This is a genomic window from Microbacterium sp. LMX7-1.2, assembly GCF_040675935.1.
In the GTDB taxonomy this organism is placed as follows: Bacteria; Actinomycetota; Actinomycetes; order Actinomycetales; family Microbacteriaceae; genus Microbacterium.
Window position 1 is genome coordinate 3,387,102 of the sequence record NZ_JBEGIL010000001.1, and the last position, 26,526, is coordinate 3,413,627.

General features: G+C 70.1%; 24 protein-coding genes and 1 riboswitch. Of the genes, 22 read left to right on the forward strand and 2 right to left on the reverse strand.

The window, feature by feature from the left end:
- Window positions 1-16 precede the first annotated feature (16 nt).
- The 18 genes from MRBLMX7_RS16645 to argH all read left to right on the forward strand — a co-directional run bounded on the left by MRBLMX7_RS16645 (window position 17) and on the right by argH (window position 21,548).
- Window positions 17-685 (forward strand): response regulator transcription factor, encoded by a 669-nt coding sequence (locus MRBLMX7_RS16645; protein ID WP_363370180.1) that lies wholly within the window; start codon window positions 17-19, stop codon window positions 683-685.
- A 7-nt stretch (window positions 686-692) separates the two neighbouring features.
- Window positions 693-2,069 carry a sensor histidine kinase gene (locus MRBLMX7_RS16650; protein ID WP_363370181.1) on the forward strand — a complete coding sequence of 459 codons (1,377 nt, stop codon included), beginning with the start codon at window positions 693-695 and terminating at the stop codon, window positions 2,067-2,069.
- Between the two features lie 8 nt (window positions 2,070-2,077).
- Complete coding sequence (locus MRBLMX7_RS16655; protein WP_363370183.1) at window positions 2,078-3,055, forward strand: TAXI family TRAP transporter solute-binding subunit; 978 nt, start codon at window positions 2,078-2,080, stop codon at window positions 3,053-3,055.
- A gap of 368 nt (window positions 3,056-3,423) precedes the next feature.
- Window positions 3,424-4,170, forward strand: coding sequence for an amino acid ABC transporter ATP-binding protein (locus tag MRBLMX7_RS16660; RefSeq protein WP_050722964.1), 747 nt, complete (start codon window positions 3,424-3,426; stop codon window positions 4,168-4,170).
- Between the two features lie 79 nt (window positions 4,171-4,249).
- Window positions 4,250-5,167, forward strand: a complete 918-nt coding sequence (locus MRBLMX7_RS16665; RefSeq protein WP_363370185.1) for a glutamate ABC transporter substrate-binding protein — start codon at window positions 4,250-4,252, stop codon at window positions 5,165-5,167.
- Window positions 5,168-5,245: 78 nt separating this feature from the next.
- Complete coding sequence (locus MRBLMX7_RS16670) at window positions 5,246-5,893, forward strand: amino acid ABC transporter permease (protein ID WP_363370187.1); 648 nt, start codon at window positions 5,246-5,248, stop codon at window positions 5,891-5,893.
- Window positions 5,890-6,801 carry an amino acid ABC transporter permease gene (locus MRBLMX7_RS16675; protein ID WP_363370189.1) on the forward strand — a complete coding sequence of 304 codons (912 nt, stop codon included), beginning with the start codon at window positions 5,890-5,892 and terminating at the stop codon, window positions 6,799-6,801. Before MRBLMX7_RS16670 ends, MRBLMX7_RS16675 begins: the two co-directional genes overlap by 4 nt.
- 60 nt (window positions 6,802-6,861) lie before the next feature.
- Window positions 6,862-7,902 (forward strand): phenylalanine--tRNA ligase subunit alpha, encoded by a 1,041-nt coding sequence (pheS, locus tag MRBLMX7_RS16680; RefSeq protein ID WP_363370191.1) that lies wholly within the window; start codon window positions 6,862-6,864, stop codon window positions 7,900-7,902.
- Window positions 7,902-10,406 carry a phenylalanine--tRNA ligase subunit beta gene (pheT, locus tag MRBLMX7_RS16685; protein WP_363370193.1) on the forward strand — a complete coding sequence of 835 codons (2,505 nt, stop codon included), beginning with the start codon at window positions 7,902-7,904 and terminating at the stop codon, window positions 10,404-10,406. Before pheS ends, pheT begins: the two co-directional genes overlap by 1 nt.
- A 139-nt stretch (window positions 10,407-10,545) precedes the next feature.
- Window positions 10,546-11,511, forward strand: coding sequence for an NAD-dependent epimerase/dehydratase family protein (locus tag MRBLMX7_RS16690; protein WP_363370195.1), 966 nt, complete (start codon window positions 10,546-10,548; stop codon window positions 11,509-11,511).
- 49 nt (window positions 11,512-11,560) lie between these two features.
- Window positions 11,561-11,654: riboswitch (TPP riboswitch) on the forward strand.
- A complete protein-coding gene (gene thiM, locus MRBLMX7_RS16695) occupies window positions 11,645-12,493 on the forward strand; it encodes a hydroxyethylthiazole kinase (RefSeq protein ID WP_363370197.1) in 849 nt (282 codons plus the stop codon). Its footprint overlaps the riboswitch before it by 10 nt.
- Window positions 12,490-14,616: a bifunctional hydroxymethylpyrimidine kinase/phosphomethylpyrimidine kinase gene (locus MRBLMX7_RS16700; protein ID WP_363370199.1), complete on the forward strand. Its 2,127-nt coding sequence runs from the start codon at window positions 12,490-12,492 to the stop codon at window positions 14,614-14,616. Before thiM ends, MRBLMX7_RS16700 begins: the two co-directional genes overlap by 4 nt.
- Before the next feature lie 241 nt (window positions 14,617-14,857).
- A complete protein-coding gene (gene argC, locus MRBLMX7_RS16705) occupies window positions 14,858-15,916 on the forward strand; it encodes an N-acetyl-gamma-glutamyl-phosphate reductase (protein WP_363370201.1) in 1,059 nt (352 codons plus the stop codon).
- Window positions 15,913-17,070 carry a bifunctional glutamate N-acetyltransferase/amino-acid acetyltransferase ArgJ gene (gene argJ, locus MRBLMX7_RS16710; RefSeq protein WP_363370203.1) on the forward strand — a complete coding sequence of 386 codons (1,158 nt, stop codon included), beginning with the start codon at window positions 15,913-15,915 and terminating at the stop codon, window positions 17,068-17,070. The genes argC and argJ overlap by 4 nt, the downstream gene beginning before the upstream one ends.
- On the forward strand, window positions 17,067-17,984 hold the full coding sequence (argB, locus tag MRBLMX7_RS16715) for an acetylglutamate kinase (RefSeq protein ID WP_363370205.1): 918 nt from the start codon (window positions 17,067-17,069) through the stop codon (window positions 17,982-17,984). Before argJ ends, argB begins: the two co-directional genes overlap by 4 nt.
- Window positions 17,981-19,192, forward strand: a complete 1,212-nt coding sequence (locus MRBLMX7_RS16720) for an acetylornithine transaminase (RefSeq protein ID WP_363370207.1) — start codon at window positions 17,981-17,983, stop codon at window positions 19,190-19,192. Before argB ends, MRBLMX7_RS16720 begins: the two co-directional genes overlap by 4 nt.
- A complete protein-coding gene (gene argF, locus MRBLMX7_RS16725; protein WP_363370209.1) occupies window positions 19,189-20,118 on the forward strand; it encodes an ornithine carbamoyltransferase in 930 nt (309 codons plus the stop codon). The genes MRBLMX7_RS16720 and argF overlap by 4 nt, the downstream gene beginning before the upstream one ends.
- Window positions 20,118-21,548 carry an argininosuccinate lyase gene (gene argH / locus MRBLMX7_RS16730; protein WP_363370211.1) on the forward strand — a complete coding sequence of 477 codons (1,431 nt, stop codon included), beginning with the start codon at window positions 20,118-20,120 and terminating at the stop codon, window positions 21,546-21,548. The genes argF and argH overlap by 1 nt, the downstream gene beginning before the upstream one ends.
- 40 nt (window positions 21,549-21,588) lie before the next feature.
- Here the strand turns inward: argH and MRBLMX7_RS16735 are convergent, their stop codons facing one another.
- Window positions 21,589-22,179 carry a DUF1349 domain-containing protein gene (locus MRBLMX7_RS16735; RefSeq protein WP_363370213.1) on the reverse strand — a complete coding sequence of 197 codons (591 nt, stop codon included), beginning with the start codon at window positions 22,177-22,179 and terminating at the stop codon, window positions 21,589-21,591.
- A 59-nt stretch (window positions 22,180-22,238) separates the two neighbouring features.
- On the opposite strand from MRBLMX7_RS16735, the gene MRBLMX7_RS16740 reads away from it, so the two are divergent.
- Window positions 22,239-22,883: a SatD family protein gene (locus MRBLMX7_RS16740; protein ID WP_363370215.1), complete on the forward strand. Its 645-nt coding sequence runs from the start codon at window positions 22,239-22,241 to the stop codon at window positions 22,881-22,883.
- Window positions 22,880-23,788, forward strand: a complete 909-nt coding sequence (locus MRBLMX7_RS16745; RefSeq protein WP_363370217.1) for a hypothetical protein — start codon at window positions 22,880-22,882, stop codon at window positions 23,786-23,788. The genes MRBLMX7_RS16740 and MRBLMX7_RS16745 overlap by 4 nt, the downstream gene beginning before the upstream one ends.
- A 25-nt stretch (window positions 23,789-23,813) precedes the next feature.
- Here MRBLMX7_RS16745 and MRBLMX7_RS16750 read toward each other — a convergent pair whose 3' ends face one another.
- A complete protein-coding gene (locus MRBLMX7_RS16750) occupies window positions 23,814-24,173 on the reverse strand; it encodes a MerR family transcriptional regulator (RefSeq protein WP_363370219.1) in 360 nt (119 codons plus the stop codon).
- Window positions 24,174-24,227: 54 nt separating this feature from the next.
- Between MRBLMX7_RS16750 and MRBLMX7_RS16755 the strand changes: the two genes are divergently transcribed.
- The gene (locus MRBLMX7_RS16755; protein ID WP_363370221.1) at window positions 24,228-25,181 is read left to right on the forward strand and encodes an aldo/keto reductase; all 954 of its coding nucleotides are present in this window, start codon (window positions 24,228-24,230) and stop codon (window positions 25,179-25,181) included.
- 37 nt (window positions 25,182-25,218) lie between these two features.
- Window positions 25,219-26,520, forward strand: a complete 1,302-nt coding sequence (gene tyrS, locus MRBLMX7_RS16760; protein WP_363370223.1) for a tyrosine--tRNA ligase — start codon at window positions 25,219-25,221, stop codon at window positions 26,518-26,520.
- Window positions 26,521-26,526 lie beyond the last annotated feature (6 nt).

The following is a 26,526-nucleotide window of genomic DNA, read 5'->3' on the forward strand; positions in this document are numbered from 1 at the left end:
AAGGGGACCGGGGTCGATGCGGATTCTGATCGTGGAGGACGACGAGCGCGTCGCCGCCGCCCTCGACGCGTTCCTCGCGCGGTCCGGGTACGCGACCGCGCGAGCCTCGGACGGCGCATCCGCGCTCGAGATGGTGGGCGCCGACACCGAGGTCGTGCTGCTGGATCTCGGTCTGCCCGACGTCGACGGCATCGACCTGTGCCGACGCATCCGCGGCCGCTCGGAGGTCCCGATCGTGATCGTCACGGCGCGCAACCAGGTCACCGAGCGCATCAAGGGGCTGCGAGCCGGCGCCGACGACTTCGTGGTCAAGCCCTACGACGTGCACGAGCTGCTCGCCCGGATCGAGGCCGTCACGCGGCGGTCACGCCCGGTGCAGCCCGTGACCGAGGCGATCGTGCAGATAGACGACGGCGCCGTGCAGATCGACCTCGTGGCACGCCAGGTCGTGGTCGACCGGGCCCTTCTCGAGCTCACCCGCAAGGAGTTCGACATCGTCGCGGTGCTGGCGCGCTACCCCGGCGTGGCGGTGCCGAAGGAGCGTCTCATCCGCGAGGTGTGGAACACCGATTGGCGGGGTTTCGGTCACTCGCTCGAGGTGCACGTGGGCGCGATCCGCAAGAAGGCCGGGCAGCGGCGGCTCATCGAGACCGTGCGCGGCGTCGGCTACCGGTTGGCGGGGTGAGCGACGCATGCGCAGACGCCTCGTGGTCGTCTTCCTCGTGCCTCTGATCGCGATACTCCTGACGCTCGGCGGCGCGACGACGTGGAGCGCGACGCGCAGCATCCAGCAGGCGTTCTACACCGAGCAGCTCGGCGACCTCGCCTATTTCGTGACCAGCGCGAGGCAGGCACTGCGATCGGGGAGCGCCGCGGTGATCGACGCCGAGGTGCAGCGGTTCCACGAGGTGTACGGGATCGACGTCGTCGTGTTCGACCTCTCGGGCGGCGAGTGGGCGGCCGGCGATGCCGACGGAGACGTGCTCACGGACGACGAGGCGGCGCGGGTGGGTCTCGCGCTGTCCGGCCGCCGCGCGGAGGCCCCCGAGCCGGTGTTCCCGTGGAGCGTCGCCGACTCCTCGCTCGTGGAGCCGGTGTTCGATGACGGAGACGTGATCGGCGCGGTCATGGTGTCGGAGGACACCTCGGCGCCGCGGGCCGAGATCATCCAGCAGATCGTCGTGCTGTCGCTCGTCGCCGTGCTGTCGGTCGCGCTCGGCATCCTCCTCGTCCGCCAGCTCGCTCGCTGGGTGCTCGCGCCGGTGCGCCGGCTCGACGAGGCCATGGTGGCGATCGAGCGCGGCGAGATGGATGCGCGTGTCGCCGAGGACACCGGACCGCCCGAGCTGCGCCGCATGACCCGGGTTTTCAACGGCATGGCCGACGAGATCGAGAGGGTCATGACCCGGCAGCAGGAGTTCGCTCTGAACGCCTCTCACGAGCTCCGCAACCCGCTCAACGCACTGCTGCTGCGCGTCGAGCATCTCGCGACGGGTCTCGACGACGAGTGGGCCGACGACGTGGAGGAGACGCGCGAGGAGGGACGCCGCATGACCCGCATCCTCGAGACCCTTCTCGGTCTCGCCCGCGGCGGCCGGCTCGACACCACGATCTCGGCGGTCGACCTCGCGACGCTCGCGGGGCGTCGGGTGGATGCGTGGCGGGACGTGGCCGCGCAGCGCGGCATCCGCATCTCTGCGGCCACGTCGGATGCCGTGCTGAGCGTGACCGACCGCACGATCGTCGAGAGCGCGCTGGACGCGGTCATCGACAACGCCGTGAAGTACTCGCCGGCGGGTTCGACGGTCGAGGTCGCCGCGCTCCGTGACGGCGAGATCTGCCGGCTCTCGGTGCGGGACGACGGTCCCGGCCTCACGGTCGAGCAGGCGGCGTACGCGACCGATCGTTTCTGGCGCAGCGACGGGAACGGCGAGACGCCCGGCTCCGGGCTGGGACTGGCGATCGCGACCGACCTGCTCGCGACGGTGGACGGAGAGCTCGTCGTGGATGCCCCGGACGGCGGGGGTCTGCTCGTCACGCTCCTGCTGCCAGCGGGGACGATCGCGTGAGGCGCGGGATGCGGAATGGGCGGCGGCTCCGGACGACGCGTCGGCTCGTCGCGGCGGCGCTCGTGCTCGTGACGGCCGCTCTGGCGACCGGCTGCGGCGGACGATCGGACGGCTGGGGTGCGGAGCCGAGCTCGATCGCCGGCGGCGGGCCGGACGGCGTGTACTTCGCGTACGGCACCCGACTCGCGGAGGAGCTCTCGGCGCGGTTCGACCTCGACGTGTCGGCGGAGCAGACCGCGGGATCGGTCGACAACCTGCTGCGCGTGGCATCGGGGGAGTCCCTGCTCGGATTCGCGCAGGGCGACGCGGCAGCGGATGCCGTCGCCGGGGTCGGTGCGTTCGCGGAGCCGCTGCCCGTGCAGGCCGTCGCACGGCTCTACGACGAGTACCTGCACGTGGTGGTGCGGGAGGACTCCGACATCGACGAGCTCGCCGACCTCACAGGACGTACGGTGTCGCTGGGCGCGGAGAACTCCGGGGTCAACGTGATCGCCTCGCGCGTGCTGGACGCGGCGGACGTCGACGTCGCGTCGATCGACGACCCGCAGCTCGGGCTCGGGGACTCCATCCGCGCGCTCGAGGACTCGACGATCGACGGCTTCTTCTGGGTCGGGGGCATCCCGACCCCCGGCATCGCCGAGCTCGCGCGCACGACCCCGGTGCGGCTCCTGCCGATCGAGCAGGCGTGGGTCGCCGACGTCAACGAGCGCTACTCGCACGCCTACCGGCAGGCGGACCTGCCGGTGGGGCTCTACGGGATCGCCGAATCGGAGCCGACCCTCGCGGTGCCGAACTACCTCGTCACCGCGGCGGACACCCCGGATGGCGTGGTGCGTGACGTGCTCGACGCACTGTTCGGAGCTCGCACCTCGATCGCCCATGACGTTCCGGTGGCGGCGTTCCTCGACCGCACACAGGCCATCTTCACGGGGCCGGTGCCCCTGCATCCGGGAGCGGTCGCGTACTTCCGCAGTCAGCGCGACTGAAATGCCGGTCGGCGATCTCAAGAAATCCTCAAGAAGTTCTCACCGAGGCATCACGCTCTGACAATCTGGGGTCGATCGCGCATGATTCGACGGAGAATTCAGATGCCAGTACGCCCGTGCCTACCCTGCAGGCCCGGGTCTCGGCATCCCTTCGGATCACCTCGCGATCGCATCCGATCGGAGGCTTGCCGTTCCGTTCTCCGTGGGGGAGGAACGAGGCGGCAGGGACGCCCCCTCGGTCTGCGGGGGCGGACCGGGGGGCACTCCGGTGCTCGGGCGGACACGGCTCGATCACGGGATTACGAACGTGTAAATCTCGACGAACCCGCCTGGAGACGCGTCATCGACGTGACTAGTTTGGAGAAATGATGACCTCTGATAAGCCGCTCGTCGTCGTCGACAACGTGCAGAAGCACTACGGCGACTTCCAGGCGCTCACCGACATCGATCTCACGGTCAACGCCGGCGAGGTCGTCGTGGTGATCGGCCCCTCCGGTTCGGGCAAGTCGACGCTCTGCCGCACGATCAACCGCCTCGAGACCATCACGAGCGGCACGATCAGCATCGACGGCAAGGCGCTCCCCGCCGAAGGCAAGGGGCTCGCCACGCTGCGCGCGGACGTCGGGATGGTCTTCCAGTCGTTCAACCTCTTCGCGCATCTCACGATCCTCGAGAACGTGACGCTCGGGCCCATCAAGGTCCGCGGCCTCAAGAAGGCTGATGCCGAGAAGGAGGCCATGGCGCTGCTCGAGCGTGTCGGCGTCGCGAAGCAGGCCTCGAAGCTCCCCGCGCAGCTGTCGGGCGGTCAGCAGCAGCGTGTCGCGATCGCCCGTGCCCTCGCGATGCACCCCAAGGTCATGCTCTTCGACGAGCCGACGAGCGCGCTCGACCCGGAGATGATCAACGAGGTCCTCGACGTCATGGTCGAACTCGCCCAGGAGGGCATGACGATGATCGTCGTGACGCACGAGATGGGCTTCGCCCGCAAGGCGGCCGATCGCGTCGTCTTCATGGCCGACGGGCAGATCGTGGAAGAGGCGAAGCCCGAGGAGTTCTTCACCAACCCGAAGAGCGACCGCGCGAAGGACTTCCTCTCGAAGCTCCTCACGCACTGAGCCCCATGCGCTGACGCCGCACACGTCAGCCCCGCACACCTCACAGACCCTGCACACACAGCACACGAAGGAGACGCACATGCGACGCACACGGACACTGGCAGGAATTGGTATCGCAGCCGCAGCACTGCTCGCCCTGACGGCCTGCAACAGCGGCACGCCGTCCAGCACCGGAGCGCCGGAGGGCGGCGACGAGGGCGACTCGTCCAGCAGCACTCCCTGGACCGTCCTCACGGACGTCAGCATCGACGGCAGCCCGACCTTCGACCGGATCTCCTCGTCCGGCACGGTCAAGGTCGGCGTCAAGGAAGACCAGCCCGGCCTCGGCTACCTCGACCCCGTAACGGGCGAGCGCACCGGATTCGACGTCGATATCGCGCGCTGGATGGCCGCATCGCTCGGAGTCGACCCGGAGAAGATCGAGTTCCAGGCGATCGCCTCCGCCAACCGCGAGCAGGCCATCGTCAACGGCGACATCGATTACTACGTCGGCACCTACTCGATCACTGACAAGCGCAAGGAGCAGATCTCCTTCGCCGGTCCGTACTTCGTCACGGGTCAGGGTCTCCTGGTCGCGGCCGACAGCGACATCGAGAGCGTCGACGACCTCAGCTCGTCGACCACCGTCTGCTCGGCGACCGGCTCCACGCCGATCCAGAACATCAAGACGAACTACCCCGATGTCCCGACCAAGGAGTACGACACGTACTCGAAGTGCGTCGAGGACCTCAAGAACGGCCAGGTCGACGCCGTCACGACCGATGAGGCGATCCTCATCGGTTACGCAGCACAGGACCCCGACAACCTCAAGGTGGTCGGCGAGCCCTTCAGCGAGGAGCGCTACGGCATCGGAGTCGCCAAGGGCGATGACGCGCTGGTCGAGTACTTCAACACGCAGCTGACCGACGGCGGAGACATCTGGCAGCAGATCTTCGACAACAACCTCGGCGCCTCCGGTGTCAAGGCCACCCAGCCCGAGGTCGACCCGGTCGGCTGATAACGACGGGGCGGCCGGCACAGTCGGCCGCCCCTCATCAGCAGATTCACCCGAGAACCCGAATCGTCAGGAGCAGCAGTGGGAGTCATCACCGACCACCTCGACCTCTGGGGAGAGGCGCTGTGGGGAACCATCGTCCTGTTCCTGGGTGGGGGACTGATCGCCCTGGTCCTCGGACTCATCGTCGGGGCGGCGAGGGTCTCCCCGGTGCCGATCGCTCGTGCCGTCGGCGGCGTGTACGTCAACTGGATCCGCAACACCCCGCTGACACTCGTCATGTTCTTCTTCGCGTTCTGTCTGCCGATCCTGCTCGGCGAGCGCGTGAACTCGCTGCTGCTCGCGGTACTCGCGCTCGGCATCTACACCGCCACGTACGTTGCGGAGGCGCTGCGCGCCGGTATCAACACCGTGCCGGTCGGCCAGGCCGAGGCCGCGCGGGCGATCGGCCTGAACTTCGGTCAGGTCATGCGATACGTCGTGCTGCCCCAGGCGACGAGGTCTGTCGTCCCGCCGATGATGAGCGTCCTGATCGCTCTCATGAAGAACACCACGGTCGCCGCCGGCTTCTCCGTGGTCAACCTCGGCACGATCCGAGCGGCTCTCAGCGAGCGCGGTGAGAGCGCCCTGGCCGTGCTGCTCTGGGTCATGGTCATCTTCATCGTGCTCGTGCTGGTGCTCAGCTGGGTGCAGAACAGACTCGAGAACAAGTGGAGGATCGTGCGATGAGCTCCGTTCTTTTCGACGTCCCGGGCCCCCGCGCCGTCGTCCGCAACCGGATCATCGGCGTGGTCACCGTGCTCGTCGTGCTCGCGGTGCTCGGCTGGGTCGTCTGGAGACTCTTCGCCACCGGGCAGTTCTCCGCGGCGAAGTGGAACATCTTCACCTTCTCTGCCGTGTGGGTGCGATTCGGCGAGGGCCTGCTGAGCACTCTGGCTGCGTTCGCCGTCGCCGGCGTCGGGTCTCTCGCTCTCGGCTTCCTCCTGGGTGTCGGCCGGCTATCGGAGCATGCCTGGGTCAGGGAGCCCGTCCGGTGGATCATCGAGGTCTTCCGTGCGATCCCCGTCCTCATTCTGATGATGCTGCTCTACTACGGCCTTCCGGTGATCGGTGTGCGGATGCCGCCATACTGGGCGGTCGTGATCGCGCTGATCGTGTACAACGGATCGGTGCTCGCCGAGGTGTTCCGCGCCGGGGTCGAGTCGCTGCCTCGCGGCCAGAAGGAGGCCGGCTACGCCATCGGTCTCCGCAAGACCGGGGTCATGCGCCTCATCCTGCTGCCGCAGGCCGTCCGCGCGATGATGCCGGTCATCATCGCTCAGCTCGTCGTCGCGCTCAAGGACACCGCCCTCGGGTTCATCATCACCTACCAGGAGCTCCTCTACGTCATCAACCAGATCGGCAACCAGGCGCCATACGGCTCGCCGCTGATCCCCTCCGCTATCATCGGCGGGTCGATGTACGTGGCCGTCTGCCTCCTCCTCTCGTACGTCGCTTTCCGTCTGCAGAAGCGCGTGAAGCGTTCACCTGCGCAGGCCGCTGCCGCAGGGAATGTCGCCGCCGACGACGAAGCCACGCTCACGCAGGTCATCGCGACGCAGCGGGATTCCGCGCCGTCCGATTCGACGTTCCGGTGACGACGCGGTGACGCGCTGCTGTTCTGAGCGCGTCACCGCGCGCCGGTAGACTCGACTCTCGTGTCTGAGTCTCTCGAAATCACCCCGGATGCGGTCGACGCCGCGGTCGCGGCGGCGCTCGACGCCATCTCCGCAGCCGCTGACACCGCCGAGTTGAAAGCCGCCCGTGCGGCGCACGTCGCGGAGGGGTCGCCGCTCGCGGTCCTGAACGCCTCGATGCGTCAGGTCGCCCCAGAGAACAAGGCGGCGTTCGGCAAGCTCGTCGGTCAGGGACGCGGACGTGTGACCCAGGCGCTGGCGGCAAAGGAGTCCGAGCTCGCCGCCGCCGAGGTGGCCGCCCGGCTGGAATCCGAGCGCGTGGACATCACGGCCGTGCCCTCGCGCACGCGTGTCGGCGCGCGGCATCCGCTCACCCTGCTCAGCGAGCAGATCTCCGACATCTTCGTCGGCATGGGGTGGGAGATCGCGGAAGGGCCGGAGCTCGAGCACGAGTGGTTCAACTTCGACGCCCTGAACTTCGACGTCGACCACCCGGCCCGCCAGGAGCAGGACACGTTCTACGTCGACCCCGCCTCGCGCCACCTCGTGATGCGCACGCACACGAGCCCCGTGCAGGTGCGCTCGATGCTCGACCGCGAGGTGCCCATCTACGTGCTGTGCCCCGGCCGCGTGTACCGCACCGACGAGTTCGATGCGACGCACCTGCCGGTGTTCACGCAGTTCGAGGGCCTCGTGATCGACAAGGGCATCTCGATGGCCCACCTCAAGGGCACGCTCGACCACGTCGCGCGTCAGCTCTTCGGACCGGAGGCCAAGACGCGCTTCCGCACGAACTTCTTCCCCTTCACCGAGCCCTCCGCCGAGCTCGACCTGTGGCACCCGACCTTCAAGGGCGGCGCGCGCTGGATCGAGTGGGGCGGATGCGGCATGGTGAACCCGAACGTGCTGCGCGCGGCCGGGATCGACCCCGACGTGTACAGCGGCTTCGCGTTCGGGATGGGCGTCGAGCGGGCACTGATGTTCCGCAGCGACGTGCAGGACATGCGCGACATGGCCGAGGGCGATGTCCGCTTCAGCGAGCAGTACGGGATGGTGGTGTGATGCGCGTCCCGCTCTCGTGGTTGCGTGAATACGTCGATGTGGCAGCGGATGCGACGCCCGAGGACGTCCTCGCGGCGATGGTGTCCGTCGGGTTCGAGGAGGAGGACGTCCACCGCTTCGAGCTCCAGGGTCCGATCGTCGTCGGTCAGGTCGTCTCGCTCGAGCCGGAGCCCCAGTCGAACGGCAAGACCATCAACTGGTGCCAGGTCGACGTGGGCGAGGAGCACGGCGGCGTGCGCGGCATCGTCTGCGGCGCGCACAACTTCACGGCCGGTGACAAGGTCGTGGTGACGCTGCCCGGGGCCGTGCTGCCCGGGCCGTTCCCGATCGCGGCGCGCAAGACCTACGGGCACGTGTCCGACGGCATGATCGCCTCGGCGCGTGAACTCGGTCTCGGCGACGAGCACAACGGCATCGTCGTGCTCTCCGACCTCGGCCTCGACGCGCCGGTCGGCACCGATGCGATCGCCCTGCTCGGCCTCGACGACGTCGCCGTCGATGTGAACGTCACCCCCGACCGCGGCTACGCGTTCTCGGTGCGCGGCATCGCCCGCGAGTACTCGCACGCGACGGGGGCGGAGTTCCGCGACCCCGCCGAGCGCGACTTCGCCGAGCTGCAGCCGGGCGCCGGCCACACCGCGATCGTCGACGACACCGCTCCCGTGCGCGGCAAGGTCGGCGCGAGCGAGTTCGTCACCCGCGTCGTGCGCGGCGTGGATCCCTCGCGCCCGACCCCGCCGTGGATGATCGCGCGTCTGTCGCTCGCGGGCGTGCGCTCGCTGGGCGTGCTGATCGACATCACGAACTACGTCATGCTCGAGATCGGCCAGCCGCTGCACGGCTACGACCTCGACAAGCTCGCGGGCGGCATCACGGTGCGCCGTGCGACTCCCGGCGAGAAGATGACGACGCTCGACGGGCAGGAGCGCACGCTCCACGTCGAGGATCTCCTGATCACGGACGAGTCCGGTCCGATCGGCCTCGCCGGCGTCATGGGCGGCGGCACGACCGAGATGAGTGAGACGACAGCGAACGTGCTGATCGAGGCCGCGACCTTCGACCCGATCACGATCGCCCGCACAGCCCGCCGGCACAAGCTGCCGAGCGAGGCGTCCAAGCGCTTCGAGCGCGGCGTCGACCCGCTCGTGCCGTTCGTCGCGGCCCGCCGCGCGGCCGACCTCATGGTCGAGCTCGCGGGCGGAACGCTCACCGACGAGGGCGGCGCGCTGTTCGCCGAGGTCTTCGTGGCCGAGATCGAGCTCCCCGCCGGTTTCGTGCAGGGCCTCATCGGCGTCGACTACACGGATGCCGAGATCACCGGTGCGCTCACGACGATCGGCGCTGAGGTCACGGACTCCGAGGCCGGTTGGACCGTCATCCCCCCGACCTGGCGGCCCGACCTCACCGACAAGTGGTCCCTCGCGGAGGAGGTCGCCCGCATCCACGGGCTCGACCGCATCCCCTCTGTGCTGCCGACCCCGCCCTCGGGTCGTGGTCTCACGGTCCTGCAGCAGGGGCGTCGCCGTGTCGCGAACGCCCTCGCCGCGGCAGGATTCGTCGAGACGCCGTCGTTCCCGTTCACGACCGACGCGCAGAACGACCTGCACGGCTCGCCCTCGGGGGAGCACGTGCCCAGCATCCGACTGGCGAACGCGCTCGACGGCGCAGCCCCCTTCCTGCGTCGTTCGCTCGTGCCCGGTCTGCTCCAGATCGCGCACCGGAACATCTCGCGCGGCCTGACCGACCTCGCTCTGTTCGAGACCGGTGTCGTCTTCCTGCCCGAGCCCGGCGTCGAGTACGGCACAGCCGAGGTCCCGCCCCTGGGCATCCGTCCCTCCGACGAGACGCTCGCCGCGCTGAACGCCTCGATCCCGCCGCAGCACCGCCACGTGGCGGTGCTTCTCACGGGCAACGTGGTGGCGCGCCAGCCTGGTCGTGCTGCGGAGGCGGCGGGTCTGGGTGAGGCTCTTGACGCTGTGCGCGTGATCGGTGAGGCCGCCGGCGTCACGATCGACGTCGCCCAGTCTCAGCGCGCCGCGCTGCACCCCGGACGCACCGGTGTGCTCACGGTCGGCGACGTCGAGGTCGGCTATGTGGGCGAGCTCCACCCGGATGTCGCGGCCGACGCGGATCTGCCGGGTCGGGCCACCGTGGTCGAGCTCGACCTCGACGGCATCCTGGCCCTCGCGGGAGAGAAGCCGATCGCCGCGTCGCTGTCGACCTTCCCGGCGGCGACGCAGGACGTCTCGCTCGTCGTGGGCGCCGATGTCCCCGCGGGCGACGTGAGCGCTGCCCTGACCGAGGGGGCGGGCACGCTGCTCGAGTCGGTGCGCCTGGTCGACGACTACCGCGGCGAAGGCGTGGCTGAGGGCTCCAAGAGCCTGACGTTCGCGCTGCGCTTCCGCGCCGAGGATCGCACCCTCACCGCCGCGGAGGCCACGGAGGCCAAGCTCGCGGGCGTCGCGGTTGCCGCGGAGCGCTTCGGCGCCGTCATCCGCGACTGATCCTGCTTCTCCGGTCGCAGTTCGTGCCGTCCGAGGGGCGCCGATGCGGCACGAACTGCGACCGGAAGGCAGAGGGAACCGGATCCGCTGTGAGCGGAGGCCCCTTCCGCTCGTCGGCGGATGCTGGTGACATGGGCTCATGACGGATGTGCTGATCCTCGGCGGAACGGGCTGGCTCTCGGGCCGCATCGCGCAGCGCTGGCTGCTCTCAGGCGCGACCGTGACGTGCCTCGCCCGCGGCGGGCGTCCTGCTCCCGAGGGGGCGTCGCTGATGATCGGCGACCGCGACGCCGCTGACGTGTTCGACCTCGTCGCCGCGCGCGACTGGGACCACGTGGTCGATGTCTCGTCCCGGGCCGATCACGTGCGCGCGGCCGTCGAGGCGCTCGGCGACCGCGCCGGGCGGTGGACGTATGTGTCGTCGATGTCCGTCTACGCCGACGACGCCACCCCGGATGCCGACGAGACGGCGCCTCTGCTCGCGGCGGCGCGGCCCGGCGACGGGTACGACTACGGCGCGGAGAAGGTCGCCGCCGAGATGGCCGTGAACACCCTCGGCGATCGCGCACTGGTCGTGCGTCCTGGGCTGATCGTCGGAGACGGCGACCCCAGCGACCGGTTCGGCTACTGGGCTGCCGCCTTCCTCCGCGACGGCGACGGGACGATCCTGCTGCCGGAGACACACGATCGCCTGACGCAGGTGATCGACGTCGATGACCTCGCCGACTTCATCGTGTCGACCTCGGCGACGGGCGCGGTGAACGCGATCGGCGACCGGCATCCGCTCGGCGACGTGATCGAGCGGGTGCGGACGGCCGCAGCGCACCGCGGCGACACCCGGACCGCCGGTGACGACTGGCTGCTCGCCCACGACGTGGAGTACTGGATGGGCGACCGGTCGCTGCCGCTGTGGCTCCCCGCCGAGATGACGGGATTCATGTCCCGGTCGAACGACCGGTACAGAGCCGCCGGGGGCGAGCTCAGGGACCTGGACGAGACGATCGCTCGCGTCATCGCCGACGAGAACGAGCGCGGCGTCGACCGCCCGCGACGTGCGGGCCTGACGCGCGACGACGAGCTCGAGCTGCTCAAGCTGCTCGACTGATACGCGCGCCGCGACCTCGGGGGAGACCGGGACACATCGCTAGACTGCGATCAGTGACACGGGGTGCCGCAACCGCGGCTGAGAACAGACCCGTCGAACCTGATCTAGTTCGTACTAGCGAAGGGATGTCGCAATGAGCGATCTTCTGCGTCCGCATTCCACCTCGACCTCGGCGGTCGCCGCCGCGGAGCTGCTGTCGGCTCTGCGTGAAGCACCGCCCTTGACCCACTGCATCACGAACACCGTGGTGACCGGATTCACGGCCAACGTGCTGCTCGCACTCGGCGCTGCGCCGGCGATGGTCGACATCGTCGGAGAATCCGGCATGTTCGCCGGCGTCGCCTCCGGACTGCTGGTGAATCTCGGCACGCCGACGCCCGAGCAGCGGGCCGCGAGCGTCGAGGCCGCAGCCGCCGCGGGGCTCGCCGGCACACCGTGGGTGCTCGACCCCGTGGCGATCGGCGCGCTGCCGATCCGCACCGCACTCGCGCACGAGCTGCTCTCCGCTGGGCCGACCGCGGTGCGCGGCAACGCTTCCGAGATCCTCGCGCTCGCGGGAGAGAGCGGCGGCGGACGCGGCGTCGACGCCACAGACACGACGGATGCTGCGGCCGAGTCGGCGATCGGGCTGGCTCGGCGCTCCGGTGCCGTGATCGCAGTCTCGGGACCGATCGACCTCCTCACGAACGGGGAGCGGATGCTGCGGATCGAGAACGGTCATGAGCTCCTCACCCGCGTCACCGGCGGAGGCTGCGCTCTGGGGGCCGTGATGGCGGCCTTCCTCGGCGCGGCCCGGGCGACCGGCGCCGAGGCGCTGACCGCCGTCGGCGCGGCGACGCTCGTCTACACGATCGCTGCGGAGCGGGCGGCCCGTACCGCATCAGGTCCGGGCAGCTTCGCGGTCGCTCTGCTCGACGCGCTCGCAGGACTCGACCCCGACGACGTCGCGGGTGCCGCACGCGTCGAGGAGGTCGCGCTGTGATCGCCGACCTGTCCCTGTACCTCGTGACCGATCCGGTGCTCTGCGGCGATCGAGGCGTCGTCGAGACCGTGCGTCGAGCGGTCGACGGAGGCGTGCGCATCGTGCAGCTCCGTGACAAGCAGGCCACCGACGCCGAGATCACGGTGCAGCTCGTCGAGCTCTCCGAGGCGATCGACGGGCGCGCGCTGCTGCTCGTCAACGACCGGTTGGACGCGGCCCTCGCCGCGCGATCGCTCGGCGCCCGCGTCGACGGAGTGCACCTCGGACAGAGCGACGCCTCGGTCCTCCGCGCCCGAGCCGAGCTGGGCCCGGACGCCCTGATCGGCCTGACCGCGAACACACTCGAGCATCTCTCTGCGGTGGCCGCGCTCCCGACCGGGACGGTCGACTATCTCGGGGTGGGGGTGATCCGCCCCACGAGCACCAAGCCCGACCATCCGCCGGCACTCGGCGTCGAGGGGTTCCGCGCCATCGCCGGGGCCAGCCCGCTGCCGTGCGTCGCGATCGGGGGAGTCGGGATCGACGATGTCGCCACGCTCCGCCGCGTGGGCGCCGCGGGCGTCGCGGTGGTCTCGGCGCTGTGCGCCGCCCCCGACCCCGCATCCGCGGCGGCGGCGTTCCTCTCGGAGTGGCGGAGCGCCGGCATCCCTCGCGTCCTGAGCATCGCCGGCAGCGACCCGTCCGGGGGAGCCGGCATCCAGGCCGACCTCAAGTCGATCGCCGCGAACGGCGGGTACGGCATGGCGGCCGTGACCGCGCTCACGGCGCAGAACACGCAGGGGGTGCGCGATGTGCACGTGCCACCCGCCGACTTCCTGCGCGCGCAGCTCGACGCGATCTCCGAGGACATCGTCGTGGACGCCGTGAAGATCGGGATGCTCGCGGATGCCGACGTCATCCGGGTCGTCGCCGACTGGGTCGACGCGGTGCACCCGCCGATCGTGGTGCTCGACCCGGTCATGGTGGCGACGAGCGGAGACCGACTTCTCGACGCCGACGCGGAATCGGCGCTGGCGCGGCTGCTCGTGCGCGCAGACGTGGTGACGCCGAACCTCCCCGAACTCGCGGTGCTCGCGGGCCGCCCGGTCGACGGCTGGGACGACGCGCTCACCGCAGCGCAGGACCTGTCGCGGCGGATCGGCGCCGCCGTGCTCGTGAAGGGCGGCCATCTTCCCGGCGATGACGTGCCCGACGCGCTCGTCGACGCGAGCCGAGGCGGTCTTCGTGAGTTCGGGGGAACGCGGATCGCCACCGAGAACACGCATGGCACGGGATGCTCGCTCTCCGCCGCCCTCGCGACACGCCTGGCCCGCGGTGACGGGCCGGTCGACGCGGTGTCGTCGACACGCGACTGGCTGCGCGGATCCCTGCGCGCGAGCGGTGCGCTGCACGTCGGCCGTGGGCGCGGTCCTGTGAATCACTTCTCGGCGCTGTGGGAGAGCGGAGGTGTGTCGCGTCCGTCCCCCGAGGAAGTCCGCAACGACTGGTGGGAGGCCATCGCGCCGCACCGCGCGGGCATCGACGACCTGCCGTTCATCCGTGCGCTCGCCGCAGGGACCCTCGACCGCGCGCCGTTCCTGTTCTATCTGCAGCAGGACGCTCTGTACCTGCGGGAGTACGCGCGTGTGCTCGCGGAGGCCTCGCGGCGCGCCCCGACATCGGCCGAGCAGGCGTTCTGGGCGGACTCCGCCCGCGGGGCGATCGTCGGCGAGCTCGAACTGCACGCCTCGTGGCTGACCCCGCAGCGGCGGGCGGGCGACGCGATCTTCGCCGCCGACCCGGCGCCGTCGACCACCGCCTATCTCGACCACCTGCGCTCGGTCGCGTTCGGTGGCGATTACGGCGAACTCGTCGCGGCCGTGCTGCCCTGCTTCTGGCTGTACGCGGATCTCGGTCGGCGACTGCACGCGGGCGAGCTCGATGCCGCCGCGCTCGACCCCGAGCACCCCTATGCCGACTGGCTGGCCACCTACGCCGACCCCGCGTTCGAGGAGGCGACCGAGCGGGCCATCGAGTACACCATGCGCGCGGCGTCCGCCGCGGATGCCCGAGGCCGGGCGCGCATGCTCCGTGCCTTCGAGATCTCGAGCGCCCACGAGCTCGCCTTCTTCGCGGCACCATGACGTCGCTGATTTGCGTGCGCCGCGCGGCGCGCGCTATCGTCGCGGCATGCCTTCGGCCGACTCCGCCACCCTGACGCTCGCCCCGAGCGTCATCGTCGTGCGCCGACGCCGCGGCGGCCGCCGACTCTAGGCGACCCCGCGCTCCTGCCTGCCATCCGGCGGTCGAGTGCCGGTGTCGCCGCCCCGGCCCCCGACACTGCACCCCCGTTTCCGCGAGGGGTCCGACCGTTAAGGTAGAAGCATGACGTATTCCGTCGCCGTCTCCGGCGCATCCGGCTATGCGGGCGGCGAGATCCTACGCCTGCTGGCCGCGCATCCCGACATCGAGATCCGCACCGTCACGGCGCACTCGAACGCCGGCCAGCCGCTCGTCCAGCACCAGCCGCATCTGCGCTCGCTCTCGCACCTCACCCTGCAGGACACGACGCCCGAGATCCTCGCCGGACACGACATCGTGGTCCTCGCGCTGCCGCACGGCCAGTCGGGCCAGTACACGGATGCTCTGGGCGAGACCGCACTCGTGATCGATGCGGGCGCCGACCACCGTCTCACCGCATCCGACGCGTGGGACGCGTTCTACGGCGGGACCTTCCACGAGCCCTGGACATACGGCGTTCCCGAGCTCCTTGTGGGTGGCGCCAAGCAGCGCGAAGCGCTCCGTGGCGCGACCCGCATCGCCGCACCCGGCTGCAACGCCTCGACCGTCAGCCTCAGTCTCGCTCCCGGTGTCGCGGCGGGCGTGATCGACGCGGGCGACATCGTCTCGGTCCTCGCCGTCGGCCCCTCCGGCGCGGGCAAGAGCCTCAAGACGAACCTGCTCGGCAGCGAGATCCTCGGCACGGCCAACCCCTACGCGGTCGGCGGCACGCACCGGCACATCCCCGAGATCCGGCAGGCGCTCGCCGCGGCATCCGGCCGTCCGTCGACCGACGAGAGCATCCGCATCTCCTTCACGCCCGTGATCGTGCCGATGGCGCGGGGCATCCTCGCCACCTCCACCGCCCCGATCTCCGAGGGCGTGAGCGACGCCGAGATCCGCGCCGCATGGGAGTCCGCCTACGGCGATGAGACCTTCGTGCAGCTGCTGCCCGCGGGCGAGTTCCCGCGCACCGCCGACGTGTTGGGTGCGAACACCGCGCTGATGGGTCTCGCGATCGATCGCGCGGCGAACCGCGTGATCGTCGTGACCGCGGTCGACAACCTCGTCAAGGGCACCGCCGGCGCTGCCGTCCAATCCATGAACCTCGCGCTGGGCCTCCCCGAGGACCGCGCCCTCTCAGTGAACGGAGTCGCGCCGTGAGCGTCACCGCCCCCGCAGGATTCGAGGCGGCCGGAGTCGCCGCCGGTCTCAAGTCGACCGGCAAGCCCGACGTCGCCGTCGTCGTCAACCGCGGTCCCCGCAAGGTCGGTGCGGCCGTCTTCACCAGCAACCGCGCCAAGGCCAATCCCATCATCTGGTCGCAGCAGGCGGTCGCCGACCGTGTCGTCGAGGCCGTCGTCCTGAACTCCGGTGGGGCGAACTGCTTCACCGGGAGCTTCGGCTTCCAGACCACGCATCAGACGGCCGAGAAGGCCGCCGAGCTGCTGGGCGTCAGCGCGGGCGATGTGCTCGTGTGCTCCACCGGGCTCATCGGCGTCGGCGACGAGGTCTTCCGCAGCAAGGTCCTGGCGGGCACCGAGCAGGCGATCGCCGAGCTGTCGCCCGAGGGCGGCCAGGTCGCCGCCGAGGCCATCATGACCACGGACAGCGTGTCGAAGACCGCGGTCGTCTCCCGTGACGGCTGGACGATCGGCGGCATGGCGAAGGGCGCGGGCATGCTCGCCCCGGGGCTCGCCACGATGCTCGTCGTGATCACGACGGATGCCGTGCTCGAGCCGCTCGACGCGGATGCCGCGCTCCGCGCCGCGACCCGCACCACGTTCGACCGCCTCGACTCCGACGGCTGCATGTCGACCAACGACCAGGTGACTCTGCTCGCGAACGGCGCGTCCGGCATCGCACCGACACTCGACGACTTCGGCGCGGCCCTGCGCGAACTGTGCCAGGACCTCGCCGTCAAGCTGCAGGGCGACGCCGAAGGGGCGAGCCACGACATCACGATCGAGGTCACGCACGCGGCATCCGAGTCCGACGCGGTCGAGGTGGGCCGCTCGGTCGCCCGGAACAACCTCTTCAAGGCCGCGATCTTCGGCAACGACCCCAACTGGGGGCGTGTGCTCGCCGCGATCGGGACGACCGGCGCCCGGTTCGACCCCTACGACGTCGACGTGTGGATGAACGACGTGCGCGTGTGCAGCGAGGGCGGCCCCGACCGCCCGCGCGAGGAGGTCGACCTCACGCCGCGTGCCACTCACCTCGTGATCGACCTCAAGGTCGGCGACGCCACCGCGACGATCCTCACGAACGACCTCACCCACGACTACGTGCACGAGAACAGCGCGTACGCCTCATGACCGACATCCAGGACACCACGCCGGACGTCGCCGCCGTCAAGGCCTCGACGCTGATCGAGTCGCTGCCGTGGCTCAAGAAGTTCCGCGACCAGATCGTCGTCGTCAAGTACGGCGGCAACGCGATGGTCTCCGACGAGCTGCAGGAGGCGTTCGCGCAGGACATCGCCTACCTCCGATACGTGGGCGTGCTGCCCGTGGTCGTGCACGGCGGAGGGCCGCAGATCTCGAACATGCTGAACCGGCTCGAGATCCCGAGCGAGTTCAAGGGCGGATACCGGGTCACGAACACCGAGGCGATCAGCGTCGTCCGCATGGTCCTCACGGGGCAGGTGAACCCGCAGCTCGTCTCCAAGATCAACTCCCACGGCCCGATCGCGACGGGCCTGAGCGGTGAGGACGCCGGTCTGTTCGGCGGTCGCCGCCGAGGTGTCGTCATCGACGGCGAGGAGATCGACCTCGGTCGCGTGGGCGACGTCGTGCAGGTCGACCCCACACCCGTGCTCGACCACCTCGCGGCCGGACGCGTGCCGGTCGTGTCGAGCATTGCGCCCGACCTCGACCACCCCGGCCAGTCGCTCAATGTGAACGCGGATGCCGCAGCGGCGGCGCTCGCGGTGGCGCTGAAGGCGCGCAAGCTCGTGATCCTCACGGACGTGCCCGGCCTGTACGCCGACTGGCCCAACCGCGACTCGCTCGTGTCGCACATCACTTCGGAAGCGCTCGTCGAGATGCTCCCGACGCTCGAATCCGGCATGATCCCCAAGATGCGGGCGTGCCTGGATGCCGTCGAGGGCGGCGTCGACGCCGCCGCGATCATCGACGGACGAGTGCCGCACTCGGTGCTCGTCGAGTTGTTCACCAGCAAGGGAATCGGAACGGAAGTAGTCGTGGGAAGCGCAGGGACGGACGCATGAGCAACTGGCAGGATGACGCGGCGACCGATCTGGTCCTCAATGCGGGGCCGCGCCTCGCGATGCTCACGCGCGGTGAGGGCTCGTACCTGTGGGACTCGGAGGGGCGACGCCACCTCGACTTCCTTGCCGGCATCGCCGTGACGTCGCTCGGCCACGCGCATCCGGTGTTCGTGGAGGCCGTGTCGACGCAGGCCGCCACCCTCGCGCATGTCTCCAACTACTTCGCGACGCCCTCGCAGCTCGCGCTCGCCGCGCGTCTCAAGCGCCTCGCCGGGGCGGGCTCCGACGGCCGGGTGTTCTTCTCCAACTCGGGTGCGGAGGCGAACGAAGCCGCGTTCAAGCTGGCCCGTCTGCACGGAGGAGCCGAGAAGCCGCGCATCCTCGCTCTCGAGAACGGCTTCCACGGTCGCACGATGGGGTCGCTCGCGCTCACGGCGAAGGAGGCCATGCGCGCGCCGTTCGAGCCGATGCCCGGCGGCGTCGAGCACATCCCCGCGACGATCGAGGCATTGGAGACGGCGATCGACGACCGCGTCGCCGCCGTGATCGTGGAGCCCATCCAGGGTGAGGCCGGCGTGGTCGAACTCCCCGAGGGGTACCTGGCCGCCGCGCGCTCACTCACGCTGGCGCACGGCGCGCTGCTCATCGTCGACGAGATCCAGACCGGCGCCGGACGCACCGGCGCCTGGTTCGGGTTCAGCCACGAGGGCATCACGCCCGACGCCATCACGCTCGCGAAGGGCATCGGCGGCGGCTTCCCGATCGGCGCCCTCGTCACCTACGGGGCGGCCAGTGCGCTGTTCACGCCCGGCTCTCACGGATCGACGTTCGGCGGCAACCCGCTGGCGACCGCCGTGGCCGATGCCGTGCTCGCCGAGATCGAGCGCGCGGGTCTGGTCGAGAACGCCGCACGCCGGGGCGAAGAACTGCGCGACATCGTCCTGGGCATCGACTCACCCCTCGTGAGCGGAGTCCGCGGTCGTGGCCTGCTGATCGGCGTGGGGCTCTCCGCCCCTGTCGCGAACGAGGTCGTCGCGGCCGCCCAGGAGCGCGGACTGATCGTGAACGCCGCGAACCCCGAGACCGTGCGCATCGCACCAGCCCTTACCATCGGCGACGCCGAGCTCGCCGAGTTCCGAGCGCTGTTCACCGCCGCGCTCGCCGACGTCTCGGCATCCCTCACCTCCTCCGGAAAGGCCGACCTGTGACCCGCCATCTCCTGCGCGACGACGACCTGACGCCCGCCGAGCAGGCCGAGATCCTCGATCTCGCGCTCGAGCTCAAGAAGGACCGCTGGGCGAACAAAGCCCTGGCCGGCCCGCAGACGGTCGCCGTGATCTTCGACAAGTCGTCGACCCGCACCCGTGTCTCGTTCGCGGTGGGGATCGCCGACCTCGGCGGCTCGCCCCTGATCATCTCGACCGCGAACAGCCAGCTCGGCGGCAAGGAGACGCCCTCCGATACGGCCCGGGTGCTGGAGCGCCAGGTCGCCGCGATCGTGTGGCGCACCTACGCCCAGTCGGGACTCGAGGAGATGGCCGCCGGCACGCGCGTGCCGGTCGTGAACGCGCTCTCCGACGATTTCCACCCGTGCCAGCTGCTCGCCGACCTGCTCACCATCCGCGAGCACAAGGGCGACCTGAAAGGCCTGACCCTGACGTTCTTCGGCGACGGGCAGAGCAACATGGCCCACTCGTACGCGCTCGCCGGCGTGACGGCCGGGATGCATGTGCGCATCGCCTCGCCCGCCGACTACGCACCGCGGGCGGACGTCGTCGAGGCCGCCGATCGCCGTGCCGCCGAGACCGGCGGATCGATCACCCTCCTCACGGATCCCGTGGAAGCAGCCGCCGGCGCCGACGTCGTGGTCACCGACACCTGGGTGTCGATGGGCAAGGAGGAGGAGAAGCTCGCGCGCATCCGCGATCTCGGCGGCTACAAGGTCACACCCGAGACCATGACGATCGCCGATCCCGAGGCGATCTTCATCCACTGTCTGCCCGCCGACCGTGGCTACGAGGTCGACTCCGAGGTCATCGACGGGCCGCAGAGCGTGGTGTGGGACGAGGCGGAGAACCGTCTGCACGCGCAGAAGGCGCTGCTCGTGTGGCTGCTCGGCAAGAAGGACGCGTGATGACCGGCACGAAGAACGACGGCACCAACGAGGGAGCGCTCTGGGGCGCCCGGTTCGCGAGCGGTCCCTCGCCCGAGCTGGTCGAGCTCAGCCGCTCGACGCATTTCGACTGGATCCTCGCGCCGTACGACATCGCGGGCTCGCACGCGCACGCGACGGCTCTGGAGGCGGCCGGGTATCTCGAGGCCGATGAGGCGGCGCGGATGCACGCGGGACTGGATGCCGTGGCGCGCAAGGTCGCCGACGGCAGCATCCGGCCCGTGCCCTCCGATGAGGATGTGCACGGCGCGCTCGAGCAGGCGCTGATCGCCGAGCTCGGCCCCGAGCTGGGCGGACGTCTGCGCGCGGGTCGCAGCCGCAACGACCAGATCGCGACGCTCGTGCGGATGTACCTGATCGACCACGCGCGGGTGATCGCGCGGGACCTGCTCCGCGTGATCGACGCTCTCGTCGCCCAGGCGGAGTCGCACCCAGACGCGATCCTGCCGGGCCGGACGCACCTGCAGCATGCGCAGCCCGTGCTGCTGGCGCACCACCTGCAGGCGCACGGCTGGCCGCTGGTCCGCGAGCTCGAGCGCCTCGTCGACTGGCGTCGCCGCGCCGGTGTCTCACCGTACGGCGGGGGAGCACTGGCGGGATCGACGCTCGGTCTCGACCCTGCGCTCGTCGCGACCGAGCTGGGGCTGGACCGACCGGCGGAGAACTCCCTCGACGGCACGGCCGCGCGCGACGTGGTCGCGGAGTTCGCGTTCATCGCGGCCATGACGGGCGTCGACCTGTCGCGCCTGAGCGAGGAGATCATCCTCTGGAACACCCGCGAGTTCGGGTTCGTCACGCTGCACGACAGCTACTCGACCGGGTCGAGCATCATGCCGCAGAAGAAGAACCCCGACATCGCCGAGCTCGCGCGCGGCAAGTCGGGTCGCCTGATCGGCAACCTGTCGGGCCTCCTCGCGACGCTCAAGGGTCTCCCGCTCGCGTACAACCGCGATCTGCAGGAGGACAAGGAGCCGGTGTTCGATTCGGTGCAGACGCTCGAGGTCGTGCTGCCGGCGTTCGCGGGCATGATCGCGACGCTGCGCTTCGACACCGACCGCATGGCGGCGCTCGCCCCCGAGGGGTTCTCGCTCGCGACAGACGTGGCCGAGTGGCTCGTGAAGCGCCGAGTGCCCTTCCGTGACGCGCACGAGATCTCCGGTGCGCTCGTCCGCGCCTGCGAGGAGCAGGGGATCGGCCTGGAGGATGCGTCCGAGGAGGTGCTGCTCTCGGTGTCGCCGCACCTCATCCCGGAGGTTCGCGAGGTGCTCACGATCGAGGGGTCGGTGGCCTCGCGCACCGGAGTCGGCGGTACCGCTCCCGAGCGCGTGTCCGAGCAGCGGTCCGAGCTCGTCGCTCGGGCGCAGGCCGCGGCGCACGCACTCGGGCTCTGACGGGCGCACGCCCTCGGGCTCTGACGGGCTCGCGCCCGACTCAGTGCAGGGAGTCGTCGGCGGGAGTCCGCGTCCAGCCGGTGAAGGTCACGGTGAGCCCGGCACGTGTCGGCGCGGCGAGGAAGGGGCCGGCGGATGCCGCGCGCTCACCGTCGAACGGCGCGACGCGCACCAGGCGCCACGGGCCATCGCCCGCACGGGCGCGCACCACGACGGCATCCGCCCATCGACTCACGCGCACCGTGATCTCGGAGTCGCGCCAGTCGTCGACGTGTCCCACCGACCAGTCGGAGCGGATGTCGGTCACGACGGCGCCGAGCCCGAGGTGGCCGTCGGCGTACTCGACGCCCGCCTTGATCCAGTGCTCGTCGTCGGCGTGCAGGAAGACCCCGGCCTGGTCGAACTGTCCGCTCCACGGGGCGCGGAACGAGACCTCGACGGCGTCGCCCATGGCAAGGGGCGCCAGCAGTGCGTGCTCGGTGTCGTGCACGAATCCGTAGGCGGTGTGTCGCCAGGCGTCGCTGCCCTCCACGGCGGTCACATCGAGGTGATCGGCGTCCAGTGCGGACACGGCTGCGGGGGAGTGCGTCCAGGTTCCGCGGGACCAGAGGATGTTCTCGGCTTCAGGCATAATCCGAGTTTATAACCCATTGAGGCATAAAACCAGAATATGCATGATATGGTTATCCCATGGTCATCGCTGTGGTCGCCGACATCGTGGGGTCGCGCAAGCTCGACGATCGCACGTCGGCGCAGCGCATACTCGACGAGACGATCGCGCGGGTCGAGACGGACATGCCGCTCGCGCAGCACCCCCTCACCCCCACGGTCGGTGACGAGCAGCAGGGTGTCTACCGCGCGCTCGACGACGCCCTCGTTTCGCTCCTGATGATCCAGCTGCGGCTTCCCGACGGCATCGCCTTTCGTTTCGGGATCGGGATCGGCGCCGTGAGCGCGGTGGAGTCCGTGCACGGCGAGCTCGCGGACGGGCCCGGCTGGTATGCGGCGCGCGCCGCGATCGACACCGTGCACGCGAAGGAGGGTCGCGCCGTGCCGGGAGCGCGGACGTGGATTGTCGGTGCCCCGGGGCAGGATGAGGTCATGCCGAGCACGATCGCCGCGTCCAACGCCTACCTCCTCGTCCGCGACGAGCTGGTCGGAGCGATGTCCGAGCGCGAACGTCGCCTCACCTACGGCCGCCTGATCGGCAGGTCGCAGCGGGAGCTCGCGGCCGACGAGGGCATCTCGCAGCCCAGTGTGTCGAAGTCCCTGCGGAGCGCCGGAAGCGCGGCGCTCCTCGACGGCGTCGCCGCGCTGAGGGGAGACTCCGCATGATCGTCGCGGGATTCGTGCTGCTCGCGGTCGGCGCCGCCGATCTCGTGAGGCAGTTCGCTCCCCGGCGGTGGATCGGCTACCTGACCGTCACGGTGATCCTGCTGCTCCTCGGGAGCGTGGGCGATGCCCTGCTGCCCATGCTCGCCGCACTCGTCGTCGGCGCACTCTGGGTGTGGTGCATGCCCTCGGAGCGACCGGCGCCGCTCGGATTCTGGCCCGCGGCTCTCCTGGGACTGCTGAGCATCGGCAGCGTCGTGTGGATCGCACCGCGCGCCGACACCGGACTGATCGGATCGGTGTGGGAGCTGCGCTCGCCGTTCGGCGAGGTACCGTTCGACCTCGCCATACTCGCCCTCGGGGCAGGCGTGTTCCTGCTCGAGTCCTCGAACCTCGTCGTCCGGGCGGCGCTCGACGGCGAACACACCTGGCGTCCGACGGACATCACGCGAGTGACCCCCGGGGCGGACAGAGCGGCGTCGCCCGAAGCCGAGACCACGCCGGATTCAGGCGCTGCTCCGGATTCAGGCACTGCTCCGGATTCAGGCACTGCCCCGGCCACCGCCGCCGCAGCGGACGCCGCGTCCCTCTCCGGGGCGGGTGATCCCGCAGACGATCCGCTGTACCTCGCCGCCGGGTCCCGCGCGCCTCGGGATCCGCGAGCCGGTTTCAAGGGCGGCCGACTGATCGGTCCGCTCGAGCGCATCCTGGTCCTCATCCTCACGCTCGCGGCGGCCTACCCGATCCTCGCCGCGATGCTGGCGGCGAAGGGCATCGTCCGGTTCCCGGAGATCTCCCGCGACGGGGAGACCGGGGCGCGAGCGGAGTACTTCCTCGTCGGCAGTCTCGTGAGCTGGGTCATCGCCCTCGGCGCCGCCTTCCTGGTCTGGTGGGCCGCGCACAGCTGAGAGCGGGTGCTGACGCCGTCGATCCTCAGCCCATCTGCGAGCGGTACCAGTCGAGCTTCTCCGCCAGGCGTCGCTGCTGGGCGAGTACCTCGGCGAGCTGACGCTCCACCGTCGCGGCGTGCTCTTCGAGCAGCGCGATGCGCTCAGGCACCGTGTCATCGCTCTGACAGAGTCGCCCGTACCGGCGCAGGCGCTCCACCGGCATCCCGGTCTCGCGCAGGCATCTGAGGAACTCGAGCAGGCCGAGATCGGCGTCCGTGTACGCGCGATGCCCGCCCGCCGTGCGGCGGACTGCGGGAAGAATTCCCTCTCGCTCGTAGTAGCGGAGCGTATCGATGCTGAAACCGGAGCGGGTCGCCGTCTCCGCCGGGGTGTACGTCGTCATGCGGTCGAGCCTAGAGCTTGACCTGGAGCGCGCTCCAGGTTGCACAGTGAGGACATGACCACCACCGACACCCCCGTCTCCCCCCTCGTCCTCGGCGCCATGTCCTTCGGGACGACCGTGGACGAGGACACCGCCTTCGCTCTCCTCGATCGCTTCGCCGAACGCGGCGGCATCTGGATCGACACCGCCGACTGCTACAGCTTCTGGGCGAGTGAGACAGGACACGGCGGTGCCTCCGAAGCGGTGATCGGCCGCTGGCTCGCGGCGCGTCCCGGCACGCGCGGACGGATGCGCATCTCGACGAAGGTCGGCGCCGAGCCGCTGTGGCCCGGGTCGTGGCCGGAGCGTCGTGCCGGTCTGTCGACCCGCGCGATCCAGGATGCACTGCGGGCAAGCCTCAAGCGTCTGGGCGTCGAGAGCGTCGATCTGCTATGGCTCCACCAGGAGGATCGCGCCGTCGAGATCGAGGAGACCGTTGATGGCCTGGCGGCTCTCACGGGGGACGGGACCGTCCGTCGGGTCGGCGCGTCGAACCACCCGGCGTGGCGCATCGAAAGAGCACGCGCTCATGCGCGGGCGATCGGAAGCCTCCCGATCGACGCGTTCCAGCTGAACAGCACCTACCTGCGCACACGCCCGGGGACCCTGCCCCCGGGGGTGGTCCACCCCTTCGGTGTGCTGAGCGACGAACAGCATGACTTCGCCACCGCGAACGGCATCGAGACCTGGGCGTACACCCCGTTGCTTTCGGGCGCCTACGACAACCCTGCGAAGAGGATCCCCGAGGTCTACGAGCACCCGGGGACGCAGGCGCGCCTCGAGGCGCTGTCGGAGATCGCCGCGGAGCGGGGGCTCGGTCGCGGACAGATCGTCCTCGCGTGGCAGCTGGCCCACGGCATCCGCCCCATCCTCGGAGGCAGCAAGGTCGCTCAGCTCGATGCGGCCATGGATGCCGCGACGCTCGAATTGAGCGCCGCGGAGAGGTTCCGTCTCGACCAGCCCGCCTAGGAGTTTGACGAGGCCGGCCGCTGATAGCCTGGAGCGCGTGTCTGATTCCGCTCTGACGACCGCGAGCCCTGCGATCGACCCCACGTTCGAGAACGTGTGGGACGAACTCGTGTGGCGCGGCCTCGTCCACGTGTCCACTGACCAGGAGGCGCTGCGCGCCCTTCTCGCCGGGGACCCGATCACGTATTACTGCGGCTTCGACCCGACGGCGCCGAGCCTGCACCTGGGCAACCTCGTTCAGCTGCTCACGCTCCGCCGCATCCAGCTCGCCGGACACAAGCCCCTCGGTCTCGTCGGCGGTTCGACGGGCCTGATCGGCGATCCACGACCCACGGCCGAGCGCACGCTGAACACTCGCGAGACGGTCGAGGACTGGGTGGGTCGACTGCGGTCGCAGGTCGAGCGCTACCTGAGCTTCGAGGGCGAGAACGCCGCCCGCATGGTGAACAACCTCGACTGGACGGCGCCGATGTCGGCGATCGACTTCCTCCGCGAGATCGGCAAGCACTACCGTGTCGGCACGATGCTGAAGAAGGACGCGGTCGCCGCACGTCTGAACTCGGATGCGGGCATCAGCTACACCGAGTTCAGCTACCAGATCCTGCAGGGCATGGACTTCCTCGAGCTGTACCGTCAGTACGACTGCGTGCTGCAGACGGGGGGCTCCGACCAGTGGGGCAACCTCACAAGCGGCACGGACCTCATCCACCGCGTCGAAGGCACCTCGGTGCACGCGATCGGCACGCCGCTGATCACGAACAGCGACGGCACCAAGTTCGGCAAGAGCGAGGGCAACGCGATCTGGCTGGATGCCGAGATGTGCAGTCCGTACCGGATGTACCAGTTCTGGCTGAGTACGGCGGATGCCGACGTGGTCGACCGCCTCAAGGTGTTCACGTTCCTGACGCGGGCGGAGATCGAGGAGTACGCGGCGCTGGTCGAGGCAGAGCCGTTCCGCCGGGCGGCGCAGAAGCGCCTCGCGCTCGAGGTCGTCACGACGGTGCACGGCTCCGCTGCTGCCGCCGCCGTGATCGCCGCCTCGGATGCGCTGTTCGGCCAGGGCGACCTGACCGCGCTCGACGCCGCGACTTTGCGCACGGCCCTCGAGGAGCTGCCGAACACCACGGTCGCGCGGGGATACCCCGTGATCGACGCGCTCGTCGACACCGGACTCGTGGCGAGCCTCTCGGAGGCGCGGCGGGCCATCGCCCAGGGCGGCGTGTCGATCGACGGCATCCGGGTGGAGGACGACACGGCGACCATTCAGGGCGCGCTGCCGGGAGGGGCGTCCGTGCTCCGGCGCGGCAAGAAGACCCTCGCCGGTGTGTTCGTGTCCTGACCGGCA

Excerpts from the sequence above, each read along its gene's own strand:
- MRBLMX7_RS16645 (WP_363370180.1), top strand. The coding sequence starts at position 17 with ATGCGGATTCTGATCGTGGAGGACGACGAGCGCGTCGCCGCCGCCCTC.
- MRBLMX7_RS16650 (WP_363370181.1), top strand. The coding sequence starts at position 693 with ATGCGCAGACGCCTCGTGGTCGTCTTCCTCGTGCCTCTGATCGCGATA.
- MRBLMX7_RS16655 (WP_363370183.1), top strand. The coding sequence starts at position 2,078 with ATGCGGAATGGGCGGCGGCTCCGGACGACGCGTCGGCTCGTCGCGGCG.
- MRBLMX7_RS16660 (WP_050722964.1), top strand. The coding sequence starts at position 3,424 with ATGACCTCTGATAAGCCGCTCGTCGTCGTCGACAACGTGCAGAAGCAC.
- MRBLMX7_RS16665 (WP_363370185.1), top strand. The coding sequence starts at position 4,250 with ATGCGACGCACACGGACACTGGCAGGAATTGGTATCGCAGCCGCAGCA.
- MRBLMX7_RS16675 (WP_363370189.1), top strand. The coding sequence starts at position 5,890 with ATGAGCTCCGTTCTTTTCGACGTCCCGGGCCCCCGCGCCGTCGTCCGC.
- pheT (WP_363370193.1), top strand. The coding sequence starts at position 7,902 with ATGCGCGTCCCGCTCTCGTGGTTGCGTGAATACGTCGATGTGGCAGCG.
- MRBLMX7_RS16690 (WP_363370195.1), top strand. The coding sequence starts at position 10,546 with ATGACGGATGTGCTGATCCTCGGCGGAACGGGCTGGCTCTCGGGCCGC.
- thiM (WP_363370197.1), top strand. The coding sequence starts at position 11,645 with ATGAGCGATCTTCTGCGTCCGCATTCCACCTCGACCTCGGCGGTCGCC.
- argC (WP_363370201.1), top strand. The coding sequence starts at position 14,858 with ATGACGTATTCCGTCGCCGTCTCCGGCGCATCCGGCTATGCGGGCGGC.
- argB (WP_363370205.1), top strand. The coding sequence starts at position 17,067 with ATGACCGACATCCAGGACACCACGCCGGACGTCGCCGCCGTCAAGGCC.
- MRBLMX7_RS16720 (WP_363370207.1), top strand. The coding sequence starts at position 17,981 with ATGAGCAACTGGCAGGATGACGCGGCGACCGATCTGGTCCTCAATGCG.
- argH (WP_363370211.1), top strand. The coding sequence starts at position 20,118 with ATGACCGGCACGAAGAACGACGGCACCAACGAGGGAGCGCTCTGGGGC.
- MRBLMX7_RS16735 (WP_363370213.1), bottom strand. The coding sequence starts at position 22,179 with ATGCCTGAAGCCGAGAACATCCTCTGGTCCCGCGGAACCTGGACGCAC.
- MRBLMX7_RS16740 (WP_363370215.1), top strand. The coding sequence starts at position 22,239 with ATGGTCATCGCTGTGGTCGCCGACATCGTGGGGTCGCGCAAGCTCGAC.
- MRBLMX7_RS16745 (WP_363370217.1), top strand. The coding sequence starts at position 22,880 with ATGATCGTCGCGGGATTCGTGCTGCTCGCGGTCGGCGCCGCCGATCTC.
- MRBLMX7_RS16750 (WP_363370219.1), bottom strand. The coding sequence starts at position 24,173 with ATGACGACGTACACCCCGGCGGAGACGGCGACCCGCTCCGGTTTCAGC.
- MRBLMX7_RS16755 (WP_363370221.1), top strand. The coding sequence starts at position 24,228 with ATGACCACCACCGACACCCCCGTCTCCCCCCTCGTCCTCGGCGCCATG.